Source organism: Rhodococcus oxybenzonivorans, assembly GCF_003130705.1.
In the GTDB taxonomy this organism is placed as follows: Bacteria; Actinomycetota; Actinomycetes; order Mycobacteriales; family Mycobacteriaceae; genus Rhodococcus_F; species Rhodococcus_F oxybenzonivorans.
This window is the reverse complement of record NZ_CP021354.1, coordinates 235,193-249,503: the sequence shown is the minus strand read 5'-3', so window position 1 is coordinate 249,503 and position 14,311 is coordinate 235,193. Positions and strand designations below refer to the sequence as shown.

General features: G+C 65.3%; 11 protein-coding genes. 5 read left to right on the top strand and 6 right to left on the bottom strand.

What is annotated here, in order from left to right; all coding sequences use genetic code 11:
- Positions 1 to 38: 38 nt before the first annotated feature.
- The 4 genes from CBI38_RS01200 to CBI38_RS01185 form a co-directional block, all read right to left on the bottom strand.
- On the bottom strand, positions 39 to 878 hold the full coding sequence (locus CBI38_RS01200) for a mycofactocin-coupled SDR family oxidoreductase (RefSeq protein ID WP_109325709.1): 840 nt from the start codon (positions 876 to 878) through the stop codon (positions 39 to 41).
- Positions 879 to 932: 54 nt separating this feature from the next.
- Positions 933 to 1,310, bottom strand: coding sequence for a nuclear transport factor 2 family protein (locus CBI38_RS01195; RefSeq protein WP_162603172.1), 378 nt, complete (start codon positions 1,308 to 1,310; stop codon positions 933 to 935).
- A 23-nt stretch (positions 1,311 to 1,333) separates the two neighbouring features.
- Positions 1,334 to 2,926, bottom strand: a complete 1,593-nt coding sequence (locus tag CBI38_RS01190) for an FAD-dependent oxidoreductase (protein WP_109325707.1) — start codon at positions 2,924 to 2,926, stop codon at positions 1,334 to 1,336.
- Positions 2,927 to 3,490: 564 nt separating this feature from the next.
- Positions 3,491 to 4,711 carry a PucR family transcriptional regulator gene (locus CBI38_RS01185; RefSeq protein ID WP_335743612.1) on the bottom strand — a complete coding sequence of 407 codons (1,221 nt, stop codon included), beginning with the start codon at positions 4,709 to 4,711 and terminating at the stop codon, positions 3,491 to 3,493.
- Positions 4,712 to 4,976: 265 nt separating this feature from the next.
- On the opposite strand from CBI38_RS01185, the gene CBI38_RS01180 reads away from it, so the two are divergent.
- From CBI38_RS01180 to CBI38_RS01165, 4 genes are all read left to right on the top strand, one after another.
- A complete protein-coding gene (locus CBI38_RS01180) occupies positions 4,977 to 5,549 on the top strand; it encodes a VOC family protein (RefSeq protein WP_109325701.1) in 573 nt (190 codons plus the stop codon).
- Between the two features lie 58 nt (positions 5,550 to 5,607).
- Entirely contained in the window at positions 5,608 to 6,498 is an 891-nt protein-coding gene (locus CBI38_RS01175; RefSeq protein ID WP_109325698.1) for a fumarylacetoacetate hydrolase family protein, read from the top strand.
- Positions 6,491 to 8,257, top strand: coding sequence for an FAD-dependent oxidoreductase (locus CBI38_RS01170; RefSeq protein WP_109325697.1), 1,767 nt, complete (start codon positions 6,491 to 6,493; stop codon positions 8,255 to 8,257). Before CBI38_RS01175 ends, CBI38_RS01170 begins: the two co-directional genes overlap by 8 nt.
- A gap of 88 nt (positions 8,258 to 8,345) precedes the next feature.
- On the top strand, positions 8,346 to 10,346 hold the full coding sequence (locus CBI38_RS01165) for an acetoacetate--CoA ligase (protein ID WP_109325696.1): 2,001 nt from the start codon (positions 8,346 to 8,348) through the stop codon (positions 10,344 to 10,346).
- Positions 10,347 to 10,379: 33 nt separating this feature from the next.
- On the opposite strand, the gene CBI38_RS01160 is transcribed toward CBI38_RS01165, so the two are convergent.
- On the bottom strand, positions 10,380 to 11,084 hold the full coding sequence (locus CBI38_RS01160) for a GntR family transcriptional regulator (protein ID WP_109325681.1): 705 nt from the start codon (positions 11,082 to 11,084) through the stop codon (positions 10,380 to 10,382).
- An 84-nt stretch (positions 11,085 to 11,168) separates the two neighbouring features.
- Positions 11,169 to 11,645 (bottom strand): Lrp/AsnC family transcriptional regulator, encoded by a 477-nt coding sequence (locus CBI38_RS01155; RefSeq protein WP_109325680.1) that lies wholly within the window; start codon positions 11,643 to 11,645, stop codon positions 11,169 to 11,171.
- Positions 11,646 to 11,916: 271 nt separating this feature from the next.
- Here CBI38_RS01155 and CBI38_RS01145 point away from each other — a divergent pair, with 271 nt between their 5' ends.
- Positions 11,917 to 14,268 (top strand): transketolase-like TK C-terminal-containing protein, encoded by a 2,352-nt coding sequence (locus CBI38_RS01145; protein WP_109325676.1) that lies wholly within the window; start codon positions 11,917 to 11,919, stop codon positions 14,266 to 14,268.
- The last annotated feature ends 43 nt before the right edge of the window (positions 14,269 to 14,311 follow it).

Genomic DNA, 14,311 nt, shown 5'->3' with positions numbered 1-14,311 from the left:
CTTGACTTGTGACGCCGCCGATTGAGCGGTGTGCGCGTCTACTTGATGAGGAAACCTGCATCGACCGGCAGGGCAATCCCCGTGACGTAACGGGACTCGTCGGAGGCCAGGTAGAGGACTGCATTGCTGATGTCGACCGGATCGACCCACGGGATCGGCAACACATTTGCTGCACGATAGTTGGAATCCGGCTTTTCGGCGTCGGCGCGACTGGGGTGCTCGAGATGTGGCATGAACAGCTTCATGACCGTCTCGTTCTGAATCATCGGGGTGTCGACGTTGGTCGGAAGAACCGAGTTGACTCGGATGAATTGCGGTCCGAGTTCAAGGGCGAGCGATTTCATCAGACCAAGGACACCGTGTTTCGCGGCGACATAGTGACCCAGATTCTGCACGCCGGCCGCTCCGGCCGCAGAACTCGTCAAGACAATCGATCCACCGCGTCCACCCGCGACGATGTGGGGCACCGCGGCGTTCACCGTATGGAATACGCCGGTCAGGTCGATATCGATCACGTCTTGCCATGTGTGTTCTGGGAGTCCGATGATCGGCCCGGTCGATGCGATCCCGGCATTGGCGGAGACGATATCGAGACGCCCGAGTTCGGCAACACCCTCGGCCACTGCACTTTCGAGCGCAGCACGATCGCGCACGTCGGCTTTGATCGCCACGATCCTCCGGTCGAGTTTCTCGACGAGAACGACGGTCTCCTGCAGCTCTTCCTCGGTGCCCATTGTGTGATCAGCGCTGGCGACCTGATCGCAGATGTCGAGGGCGATGATGTCGGCGCCCTCTTCGGCGAGTCGGATCGCGTGACTTCGGCCCTGGCCTCGTGCCGCTCCCGTGATCAGTGCGACCTTGCCCTCTACTCGTCCCATGGATGCGCTCTCCTGTCGATGATGCGGGTGTGTGGTGAGGTAGTGACGAGTCGGTCAGCTCAACCGGCTGGTATCGACATAGACCCGCCAGCTCACAATGTCACCGTTGGCGAATTCGACGAACGACGAACCCTTGACCTTGGTCTCGTTGCCGTCGGAAAAGACGTAGGACACGGTGATCTCGATGGCGACGGTGTTTTTCGCCGTGTCGACGACCAGGTTGTCGAGTTGATGGAGGACGGCCTTGAAGTTGCCCTTCCAGGCGGACACGAAGGCATCAATTGCCTCGAATCCCGTGACCGGATCGACGTCGTTGAAGGCGAAGACGGCGGTGTCGGCGAGATGGCGGCGGAAGACTTCGGGGTCGTTGGCGTCGACCTCACGGTAGAACGCGCGGGTGGTCGATTCCAGGTCGGTCGTCGTCTGAGTCATGATTGTTCCTTTGCTTTGAGGTGTTAGTTCTGGGTGACGTGTCGTGCGGCGAGGTACGCGGAGCATTGAATGAATCCGATGGTGTGTCCCCCGGCCCAGTAGGCCTCGCCGGACGGTGTTGCCGCGCAGTTGCCGACCGCGTAGAGGCCCGGGATGGGTGTGCTGTCGGGTCGCACGACCTGGCAGTTCTTGTCAACACGCGGCCCGCCGGCGGTGTCGATGAGCGCCGGCCCCAGGATCGTGGCGTAGTACGGTCCGTGGTCGGCGAGCGGAGCCATCATCGGATTTGGACCGTCGCCTACACCGAAGTAAGCGCTCAGAGCCTGCTCGATCGGTGTGGATCCGCGACCGAAATCGCGGTCGACACCGTCGGTGGCCATCTGGGTCCACCGATTCACCGTCTCGGTGAGAGTGGTACCGAAGTCGTTGTCCAACTCGACCGGGCCGGTGTACTCACGCAGCGTCTCGAGCCGTTCCGCGATCTTCTTTTCCAGGTCGGTCAACGAGTCGGCTTTGATGACCCAGTAGTCGTCCTCGCCCTGGGGTGGGATGGGGTTGCCGAAGCCCTCGCCGCCGAATCGCCGGGCGGGTTCGTCCCAGATGGCGATCAGCGGGTTATTCGGGTAGGTCCCGCGCTGGCTGTCCCAGTCGAAGAACACCCGAGCGAAGTCGTGGTACGGCATCTTTTCGCTGATGACCCGCTTGCCGAACCGGTTGACGATGATCATCGAGTCGCCCGGAATCATGAATGATCCGCGGACTGCCGCCGGGTCCTTCTTGAGGCGCTCGAGGACCATCGGCGCCCGCATGCCCACGTTCAGGTTCGCCAGATCGGCGCCGACGTCGCGGGCGATGGCGAGAAGGTCACCGGTGTTCGTCCGGGCCGCACAACCGCCGACGTAGGAATGATCCAGGAACCGCAGTCGCAATTCGGGGTCCTGGGTGAAACCGCCGGTGGCGCAGATGACTCCGCGCCGTGTTCGGATGCGAGCGGTTCGCCCGGCCGAATTGACGACGGCTCCGATGATCGCTCCGGTCGCATCCTGGATGAGCTCCACCACACGGGAATCGGTACGGATGGGCACGTTGGCGCGTTCACATGCTCGAGCCAGGGTCTCGATCAAGATCGATCCCCCGGAAGGCCCACCTTCGCTTTCTTCCGGGAACAACACGCGACCTGTCGGAGCCGCATCCTCGGGAAGGTGCGCGTAGTAGTCCGGGAAGTCTGCGGCATGCCCGAACTTCAGTCCGGCGAGGCTTTCATAAGCTTCGGCGGCATCCGAGGCATTGTCGTAGAAGGCCGTCAGACCGTCGTACTCCCAGTCGGGCAAGCCCAGTGTCGGATGGTCAGGGTTGTACAGGCGTGGGCGCGACAGCTTTGCCATATACCGAAGGGCGTCGTCGCGCGGATCGGTGCGACCGGTGGCGCGCAGATACTTGTTGTTGGGAATCCACATGTACGCAGCAGACTTCGCAGTGGTTCCGCCTAGCGTCGCGGCCTTCTCGACGACGAGAACGTCGGCGCCGTTCGCCGCGGCGATCACGGCAGAACCCAGGCCTCCGATTCCACTTCCGGCGACCAGAATATCCACGGTCTCGTCCCACTCTTGATTCATGACCAGCCTTTCACAGCATCAGCTCCGGAACGCGCATCCCCCGGGCCACCCTCAGCCAACATGGCGCACCGACGGAAGACATACCGGGATTCTCAAACTTTGATCAACGAAAGTTGCTTCACAGCACGAAAATTCGAAGTTTATCGGCATTGCTGGGCGCAGCGAGTCAGCGACACAAGGATGCCGAGAGGAATCCGCCGGGGTGGGGAATGTACCCGCCTCTCTGCAGGAGCGTTCCATGGAGAGAACTCAACGGATTACGCATCGCCCATCCTCCCTTCTGCCGACCGCGACACTCGCGAACCTCGTCGTATGGAACCCGGGTCACCGACATGTCAGCCCGCTCAGGTTTCGCCCGACCACGCACTGTGTGGCGTGTGCCACAATTACAGCCCAAGGATGGCGTGGTTCGCATTGGGATAGAGCCCAGGGTTATCGCCCCGCGTTGGTCTAGAGACCAACATTGGCGAGAACATCCGGGCTCCCGGCCCGCCGGTTCAGGCGTCCGGCCGAGAGGTCGGTGCACCTCGGAGCCACTCGTGGACCCTGAGTGCGGCCCGCAGGTTAGTGGTCGACCCCCCCCAGAGGATGGTCACACAGGCTCAGCGCCTTGTGGACTCGATACGTCACTGTGTTCTTGGAAATATGTTCTGCAGCAGCGACTTTAGCGAGGCTGTGATCCATGTCGAGGTAGCGACTGAGCGTGGATCGCAGGTCGGCAGTCCGGGCGTCGTCGCCTGCGAGGGCGCCGAGCAGGCGACTGGCGAAACCGGCAGCGGCGTCCGGTTCGGCGAGGAGAAGCGCTTCGAGGGCGACATCTTCGTGCGCGCACGTGGTGTGTGGCTGATCCGCGCGAAGGCGCACTAGTCGCTCTACTGTCCGGGCCTCCATGTGGCTACGCCGGAAGCCTTCCACTCCGGAGCCCAGTTGGCCGACGACGACGGAAGTGTCAGCGTATTCCGGCAAGGGCGCTCGGCGGAGGTGCCCTTGATCTGGGGAGACCGCCCCCCACGCCCATATCGTCTGGAGTCCCACGGGAATCACCAGCGTTGCACCAGGGCTGCCCCAGTGTCGCAGTACCGGGTCTACGATGCTCCGCAGGTCATGACTCGAATGCGGCCCGCTCCACGCGATGATCGCCAGATGGTGTCCGCCGAGCGGGTATCCCAGCACCTCGTCAGCGTGAGAAAGGTCGACGGGCTCGTTCTCGACGACCTTCTTGACGAAATCGAAGCGAGCGGCAGAGACACCGGCCGCCCAGGCACTTCGCTCTTCGAGGAAAGTAGTGGCAGCGACGCCGGTGAACCGGTCCAGAACCTCAAAAAGCAGCACCGAGACCCGCCGCAGCTCGGCGCTGCTCTCGGCGGGCGGAACCAACCGGAGGGCGGCGTCGAGGATGGCAGCTGCGAGAACGGCATACCCTACGCGGATTGAGCCGAGAAGATCATTGAGCTCGAGGCCGCGGCGGGCGAAGTCCACCGCGACTTCCTCGACCTCGGCACTCGCGAGGGAGGTATCGGGTTCACCGAGGCCCGCGACCAATGTCAAGGCACGCAGTACCGTCGAGGTCGTCGCCCGCCGCACGGCACTGGTCTGGGATGCTCCCTCTCGAAGAACCGGCATTTCCCGCGAAATCGTGGTCGCGATATCCTCGCCTACCTCGACGGCCCAGGTCACAGCCCCATCGCCGAGGTTGACGCGGATGCGATCCGCATCGGGACTGAGCCACTCGTGCTCGGGTTGCGGGGCGCGGGTCCCCGCGAGTTCGTGAGTCCAGTGCGGCACTCTACCTCCCTTCCACTCGGCCCGCCGAGCCCTACGATTCGCCTGAGTTGGGCTGAAAACCAAACTTCCCGCGTGTTCCTGGTCTTCAGCCAGTAGCGGCACACGTGCAGATCGAATGAAATTGTGTCATCGATTAGTGACGGGCACCACAGCACCGGGTCTTCGGATATGGCGTCCCCCGTGGTCGAAATATGTTTCGCGTACACGACGACGTAACACGCCACCCCGGTCCACTGTGCGACCCGTATACACAAAGGAGTCAACGATGACCGCTACCCCCAAGTTCGCGCACGTCGTCTTGCAGACGAGCCGATTCGAGGAGATGCGCGACTGGTATTGCACCGTGCTGGATGCGCACGTGGTTTACGAGGGGCACGGACTCTGCTTCATCACCTTCGACGAGGAGCACCACCGGGTCGCGCTGCTCGGCGCCCCGGTGCAGCTCGAGCCCCGCAATCCGGGTGCGGCGGGCATGCACCACACTGCGTACACCTTCGACACGCTCGACGATCTTCTCGATCGGTACGACTCGCTGAAGGAGAAGGGCATCGAGCCGAAGGTACCGATCCAGCACGGAGTGACGACGTCCCTGTACTACCAGGATCCGGACGGCAACTTCGTCGAGCTGCAGATCGACAACTTCACCACCCCCGACGAGGCGACGGCTTACATGAACGGCCCCGAGTACGGCAGCAACCCGGTCGGCGTGTCGTTCGTCCCGGAGCGGATGCGCGAAGCACTCGCCCAGGGCACCCCGGTTTCGGAGATCACCACCCACTCCTGGGCCCTGCAGACCAGCCCGGACCTGCCCGACCCGATGGCGGCACTGACCAGCTGAGCTGCTCGCGTTCCTCCCGACCCAGCGGCACTCCACTCTTATCTAAGGACTTTTTCTCATGCGCGTGGCAAACCAAGCCGGCCGACTCCAGGTCGTGGCGGACGGGATCGCCGTCGACGTCGAGACGGCCAGCGGGGGTCGTTTTTCCGCCGAACCCCAGCAGATTTTCGACCGGTGGGACGAGTTCACCTCGTGGGCAGCCACGGTGGACTTCACTGACGGAACACCGTTGGTCGAGTCCGAGCTGGGTGCTCCGGTTCCCCGGCCCGGTCAGATCTTCGCCGTCGGCGTGAACTATGCCGATCACGTCGAGGAGTCCGGGCTGACCCTGCCCGACGCTCCGTTCGTGTTCACCAAGTTTCCCGCCTCGATCGCCGGCCCCTATGACACCATCGAACACCCCGGCGGCTCGGTCGATTTCGAGGTCGAACTGGTAGCGGTCATCGGCAAGGAAGCCCGACACGTCCCCGTCTCCGAGGGCTGGAATTATGTAGCCGGGCTGACCCTCGGCCAGGACCTGTCCGAGCGGGACCTTCAGCTGTCCGGTCCCCCACCGCAGCAGTTCGGCCTCGGCAAGTCGTTCGCCGGATTCGCCCCGATCGGGCCGGTGCTGGTCACCCCCGACGAATTCGAGAACGCCGACGACATCGAGGTCAGCACGGTCCTGTCGGGCGAGCTGATGCAGAAGTCGCGCACCCGGCACCTGATTTTCCCGATCCCGGTCCTCGTGTCCTACCTGTCGTCGATTCTGCCGCTGCGCCCCGGCGACCTCATCTTCACCGGCACCCCGTCGGGTATCGGCTTCACCCGTGACCCGAAACGGCTCATCGGTGTCGACGACGAACTCGTCAGCCGTGCCGACACCATCGGCGAGATGCGGCACCGCTTCGCCGCCACCGGCCGCCCGCACCCACTCACCACTGTTTCCAGGAGCACCAGCCATGTCTGAGATCACCGTTCCCGTCCTCATCGTCGGCGGAGGCGGGTGTGGATTGACCACCTCGATCCTGCTGTCCGAGCACGGCATCGACCACCACCTCGTCGAGCGGCACACCAGCACCTCGCACCTGCCCAAGGCGCACTACCTCAACCAGCGGACGATGGAGGTGCTGCGTCAGGTCGGGGTCGCGGACTCGATCTACGACGTGGGCACCCCGCCGAAGAACATGGGCAAGACCCGGTGGGTCACCTCGCTCGGCGGCGACGGTGAACTGGACGGCCGCACCCTGTACACCCTCGAGTCGTTCGGCGGTGGACGACTCGAGAGCGCATACGCCGTCGACAGCCCGTGCCCGTCCACCAACTACCCGCAGATCCGGCTCGAACCCCTCCTGCGTGAGCACACGGAGAAGAGGGCACCGGACTCGATCCACTTCGGCCGCGAACTCGTCTCGTTCGAGCAGGATGAGAACGGAATCCACGCGGTCGTCCTCAACCGCGACACGCAAGAGACCTACACCGTCCACGCCCAGTACATGGTCGCCGCGGACGGTGGCAAGACCGTCGGCCCCGAACTCGGTGTCAAGATGGAGGGCCCGACCGGGATCCTCGACATGGTCAGCACCCACTTCACTGCCGACCTGTCGGAGTGGTGGGAGGACGACGTTCTGATCACCTGGCTGCTCAACCCTGAGGGCGCCGGGTCCTGGAACAGCGGCGCCATGGCAGCGATGGGCCCCACGTGGGGCAAGCATTCCGAAGAATTCGTCCTGCACTTCACCTTCCGCCCGGACGATCCGGCCCGGTTCGACGAAGAGGCGATCGTTCCGCGGCTGCGCGAGCTCCTCAAGCTGCCCGACCTCGAGTTGAAGGTGCACAAGGTCAGCCACTGGATCCTCGAGGGCGTGCTCGCCGACAAGTACCAGGTCGGCCGAATCTTCCTTGCCGGTGACGCCGCCCACCGGCACCCGCCGACCACTGGTTTGGGTCTGAACACCGCTATCCAGGACGCGCACAACCTGGTCTGGAAGCTGGCCGCGGTGATCAAGGGTGACGCCGCCCCCGCACTGCTCGACACCTACGAGCCCGAACGCCGGCTCGTCGGCATGCGCAACGTCGACTGGGCCATGTTCACCTTCCTCAACCACATGGTCGTCGACGCCGGCCTCGGCCTGATCCCCGGCCAACCGCTCGAGGCCCAGGTCCAGGTGTTTCGGGACTACTTCTCCGACACCCCGATGGGCGAAACCCGCCGCGCCCGTGCGGCCGAGGTGATCAGCACCCAGCGCACCGAATTCCAGGCCCACGACCTCGAAATCGGCTTCGCCTACCGCGACGGGGCCCTCGTCCCGGACGGCACCGAGGCACCGCCGCGCGACCCGATGGGGCACACCTACCACCCCACCACCCGCCCCGGGCACCGCCTGCCTCACGCGTGGCTCGAGCACGACGGCCGGCAGATTTCCACCCACGACCTCACCGGAAACAACGCGCACTTCGTGCTCATCACCGCCGCCGACGGTGCCGCCTGGTCCGACGCCGCCCGGCTGGCCAACGACAAGTTCGGTATCCAGATCAAGGTCGCCCAGATCGGCGCCGGCACCGACTACACCGACCCCACCGGCCGCTGGAGTGAACTCCGCCAGACCGACGACACCGGGGCAATCCTGGTCCGTCCGGACAACCACGTCGCCTGGCGCAGCACCGGCGGCGCCGACGACCCCGCCGATGAGCTCACCCGGGCCCTCGGCACCGTGCTCGCACGCTGACACCACCGCACGAAAACCCCTCCGCCACGGGCAGTTCACGACACGCCATCTGCCCGTGGCGGCGGGAGCCGGAAAGGACGCACCAATAATGACCGCGCCAGGACGTGAAGTGTTGTGGACCCCGCCGCCCGAGCGGGTCTTCGCCTCGAATATGAGCCGGTACCAACGATGGCTCGCGGCGGAGAAGAACGTCTCCACCACCGACTTCGACTCGCTGTGGTGTTGGTCGATCAGCGACCTCGAGAAGTTCTGGCTCTCGATCTGGGAGTACTTCGACGTGATCGCCTCGGCACCACCGCAGACGGTGCTCGCCGACCCCAAGATGCCCGGGGCGCGGTGGTTCCCCGGCACCCGGCTGAACTGGGCCGAAAACCTGCTTCGCCATACCGATCAGGCCGGGCCCGCGATCATCTCGGTCGACGAAACCTGGACGACCGGGGAACTCTCGCGGGCCGAGCTGGTCGCACAGGTCGCCAACCTCGCCGCGCACTTCCGGAAGATCGGGGTGCGCCCCGGCGACCGGATCGCCGCGATGCTGCCGAACATCGCGCCCACCGTCGTCGCGGTGCTCGCCGCGGCCAGCGTCGGTGCGGTGTGGTCTTGTTGCGCACCGGATTTCGGTGTGAAAGGGCTGGTCGACCGGTTCTCGCAGATCGAGCCGACCGTGCTGATCGGGGTGGACGGCTACCAGTTCAACGGCAAACGCATCGACCGCCGGGACGTCTTCTCCGCCCTGTTGGACCAACTCCCGACCGTGCGGCACGCCATCATGGTCGACAACATCGGGCTGCCCTACGAGGGGAAGCACCGGCAGAGTGTCGCCGACTACGCGGACGTGGTCGTCGGGAACGCCCAACCCGAGTACGAGCAGGTGGCGTTCGATCATCCGCTGTGGATTTTGTACAGCTCCGGCACCACCGGCCTACCCAAGGGCATCGTGCACTCGCACGGCGGAATCCTCCTCGAAGCCCTCAAAGCCAATGCGCTGCACTACGACCTCGGCCCCACCGATCGGGTATTCATCGCCGCCAGCACCGCCTGGGTGGTGTGGAACATGCTCGTCGACGCGATGGTTACCGGCGCGACGATCGTCACCTACGACGGCAGCCCCACGTTCGGGCGACCCGACCACCAATTCGAGATCTGCGCCCGCTACGGGGCCACGCGATTCGGCACCGGTGCCGCCTATCTGACATTGTGTGAGAAGGCCGGCACCCAGCCCGGGACCGACTTCGACCTGTCGGGGTTGCGGTCGATCATGTCGACCGGTTCGCCGCTGCCGGACACCACCTGGCGGTGGATCTACGACGCGGTCAGTCCGAATGTGCACCTGGGATCGGACAGCGGCGGCACCGACGTGGCCACCGGTTTCATCGGCGCCAACCCGCTCTCCCCTGTTCGGGTGGGGGAGTTGCAAGGCCCCTACCTGGGGGTCGATGTGCAGGCCTGGACCGAAGCCGGTGAAGCGGTCGTCGGGGAGGTGGGGGAAATGGTGATCACCGCACCGATGCCGTCGATGCCGATCTACTTCTGGAACGACCCCGACGGAAACCGGTACCGGGACGCCTATTTCGAGGTATACCCCGGGGTGTGGCGGCACGGCGACTGGATCACCATCGAAGCCGACGGCGGCTGCGTCGTTCACGGTCGATCGGACTCGACCATCAACCGCGGTGGCGTCCGGATGGGATCGGCGGACATCTACCAGGCCGTCGAAGCGCTTCCCGAGATCGCCGAGGCCCTCGTGATCGGTGCCGAACTACCCAACGGCGGCTACCACATGCCGCTGTTCGTGGTACTGCGCGACGGATACGACCTCGACGACGCTCTCGTGGAAAAGATTCGCACCACGATCCGCCGGGAGGCCTCGCCCCGGCACGTACCGGACGAGATCACCGACGTCCCCGCTATTCCCACCACCCGCACCGGCAAGCGGCTCGAGATTCCCGTCAAGAAACTGATTCAGGGAATAGCCCCCGAGACCGCAATCAACCGCGCCACCGTCGCCAACACCGACGCCCTCGACTGGTACATCGACTACGCGGAGCGGTTTGCGCACCACCGCGCCGAAACCTCCACGCTCACCTGAGGGCCCTGTGAACATGCGCCGAGCCGGCAGTGTTCAGGGCGCGATCGGGTCGAGCGCCCGAAGCGCGATCTGTTCGTTGTCGTCGAGGTGCTGGCGGGTCGCCGCGGCGACCTTCCTCATATTGCGGGTGCGCACGACGGTCAGGATGTCGGCATGGACGTGTCCCCGCCGCCCGTGTTCGTTCGGTTTGGCCTCGAGACCCGAGAATGCCAGCCGGACATACCGTTCGGCGGCGTGCCACAGGCCGTCGAGTACGCGCAGGTCCCAGGCCGTGGCGGCGGGCCGGAGCAGCTCGTAGTGGAAGGCGTGGTGTGTCTGGTAGATGTCGTCGAGGTCGAGGCTTTCGTCGCCGAACATGGCCACGTAGCTGTCGAGGCGACGCAAGTCGGATTCGTCGAGCATTTTGCAGGCGCGGCCGGCGATTTCCGGTTCCAGCTGTCGTCGTAGCCGATAGATTCCGTGCAGGTCGTCGTGCGAAAGCGGGGCGACCATCGCGCTTTTCCCGGGGCGGGTCACCACCAAACCCTGCGCTTCGAGCTCTTTGAGTGCTTCCCGAACCGGGATGAAACTCACCCCGAGCTGTCCGGAGATTTCCCGCAGCGAGAATGTCTGCCGTGGACGGAGTTCACCGGCGAGGATCGAGCGCCGGATTTCCTTGGCGACCTGTTCGGGAACGGAGGTCGGAGTCAGCGACCGCACCAGCGGTTGCGGGGTTCTCGTGCTCGTTGTCACGACCATCTCCGTCTATTCGACATCGTGTCACCCTTCAATGGCATGTTATGACACCGGGTCGGCGCAGGTCCGGGCGTGGATCGACCGGTGTCAGTCGATGAGCTTTTCGACCAACGGCGCGATCCGGTAGTCGACCATCTCGCGCATGACCAAGGCGGTGGTAGTGCGTTTGACCCCCTTGATTCCGAGGATGTCCCCCGCCACCCGATACAGGTCGTCGGCGTCCCGGACGGCGACGTGGATGAGGAGATCCGCGACACCGCTGAGGCCGAGGACCTCGAGCACCTCGGGAATGCCGTCGAGCGCCGCCCCGACCCGGGCCAGTTTGCGCTGGGTGACGTTGGTCAGGATGTACGCCTGCAACGGATAGCCGAGGATTGCCGGGTCGATGCGACGCTCGAATGTGCGCAGCGCGTGCGAGTCGTCGAGCTTGCCCATTCGGGCCTGAACGGTGTTGCGTGAGAGCCCTATCCGGTCTGCCAGGGCAATGGTCGTGGCCCGCGGCGACTCGGCGAGCGCGAGCAGTAGCCGGGCATCGATCTGGTCCGCTTTGTGCGTGCTTGGCATTGTGCCAATTCCACCTTCCCTGGAGTGTCCTGCCGGTGTGCATTCTGCTCATTCTCGGCACCGACTATTGCGCAGGCCGCAACTTCCTGATCCACTGTTATAACAGGTGGGCGGCGGTCAGACCAGACCAGCACCGCCGCATTCCGAAACCGCATCCGACCGCACGCACCCGTCACCGGTCGAGCGGATTGCTCCTCGGCCACCCCGTCGGAGCCGTTCTTGTAGTTGCGCTCGTCCGCAGCGATTCGCACATGTGAGGAAAGAGAATCCGATGCACAACACCCTGCCCGTCGCCCCCGGAACAGCGACCCCCGTCGCAGAAGCGGGCGGTTCAGTGGACCTGGAGACACTCGAAGCGATCCAGCAGCGGGTGTTGTGGCTTTCCACCTCGATGATCCATCACGCCAACCGGATCCGGCCCAATCCCACCGGCCTGAAGGTCGGTGGTCACCAGGCGTCCTGTGCGTCGATGATCTCGATCATGACCTCACTGTGGTTCGAACAGCTCCAACCGGGTGACCGGGTGTCAGTCAAGCCGCACGCCTCCCCGGTGCTGCACGGCATCAATTACCTGCTCGGTGAACTCGATGAGAGGTACCTGACCACCCTGCGCGAATTCGGCGGCCTGCAGTCCTACCCCAGCCGGTCCAAGGACCCCGACACCGTCGACTACTCCACCGGCTCGGTCGGTATCGGCGCCACCGCCCCGATCTGGGGTGCCATGGCCCGCCGCTACGTGCAGACCACCACCGGCGGGGCCGGGACCGGTCGCCAGTACTCCCTCGTCGGAGACGCCGAACTCGACGAGGGCGCCGTCTGGGAGGCAATCCTCGATCCCGGTATCGCCGACCTCGGCGAGGTGGTGTGGATCGTCGACCTGAACCGGCAGTCCCTGGACCGGGTGATTCCGAAGATTGCTGCGAACCGGTTGGAGAAGATGTTCGACGCCGCCGGGTGGCAGGTGATCACCGTCAAATTCGGCAAGCTGCTCGAAGAGTTGTTCACCCGCCCCGGTGGGCAGGCGCTGCGCACCCGGATCCTGGACATGCCCAACCCGGAGTACCAGCGGTTGCTGCGGTGCAGCGCCGACGAGGTCCGCACCCGCTTGCCCGGCGACGGCCCCGGTAGCACCGAGATCAGCGGCCTGATCACCGGCCTCGATGACGCCACCCTGACCGCGGCCATCCGCAACCTCGGCGGTCACGACCTGTCCGCGCTGACCACCGCATACCGGCAGATCGACGACACCCGGCCCACGGTGATCATCGCTTACACCATCAAGGGATACGGGCTGCCCACCCAGGGACACCCGCAGAACCACTCCTCGCTGCTGTCGATCGAGGAATACGCTTCGCTCGCCGCCGATCTGGGTATGGACCCGGCAAATCCGTGGGGCCGGTTCGCCGCCGACTCCGCGGCGGGGAGGCGGTGCGCGAGTAACGCGGAGCGGCTGCGCCGGGACCCGGTCCAGAATGCGCCCGCGCTGACGATCCCCACCGACATCGGCCGCACCCCCAAGGGCACCGCGACCACCCAGGCCGCGCTCGGCCGGGTGTTGCTGGACCTGACCCGCGAGGCCCCCGAGGCCGCCAAGCGGGTGGTGACGGTCAGTCCCGACGTGAGTTCGACGACCAACCTCGGCGGGTGGGTCAACAAGGTCGGCGTGTGGTCCGCGGCCGAGCGCCGCAACTGGTTCGACGACGACCGCGAGACCATCATGCACTGGAATGAGCGGCCCACCGGGCAGCACATGGAACTCGGCATCGCCGAAACCAACCTGGTCGGGTTGATGGGTGAGCTCGGCGCCACCTGGAGCCGGTGGGGACAACCGCTGTTCCCGATCGGGGTGATGTACGACCCGTTCGTCGAACGGGCGCTGGAACCCTGGTCGTACGGCATCTACGCGGGCGGACAGTCGATCCTGGTCGGCACCCCCTCCGGCGTCACGTTGGCCGCCGAAGGCGGTGCGCACCAGTCGATCAAGACCCCGTCGATCGGGCTGGAACAGCCCGGGTGCATCAGCTACGAACCGGCCTTCGCGATCGACACCGAGTGGACGTTGCTGGCCAGCATCGGCCGGCTCGGCCGCCCCGACGGCACCTCCGCATACCTGCGGCTGTCCACCCGCCCCGTCGATCAAACCCTCGCCGCGGTGCCCACCGACCCGGCGGCCCGCGAACGCCGCCGCCGGCAGGTGGTGGCCGGCGGATATCCGCTGATCCGCCGCGACGGTGCCCAGGTCACCATCGTCGCCATGGGCGCGATGATCACCGAAGCCCTCGCCGCCGCCGACCGTCTCGCCGAACAGGGCATCCCCGCCGACGTCGTCTGCGTCACCAGCCCCGGCTTGTTGTTCGAGGCCGTCCAGGCACGGCAGGGCCGCGGGCCCGGTGAGAGCTGGATCCTCGACCAACTCTTCCCCGCCGATCGCGCCACCCCGATCGTCACCGTCCTCGACGGGCATCCGCACACCCTGGCATTCCTCGCCGGCATCAACCACGTGCGCAGCACCTGCCTCGGGGTCAGCAAGTTCGGGCAGGTCGGCTCCCTGGACGACGTCTACCGCTACCACGGCATCGACACCGACAGCATCGTCCGCGCCTCACTCGACATCCTCCCCTGATCACCGAGACCCGCACGCCCACAGGCCAGGAGCACACCACACC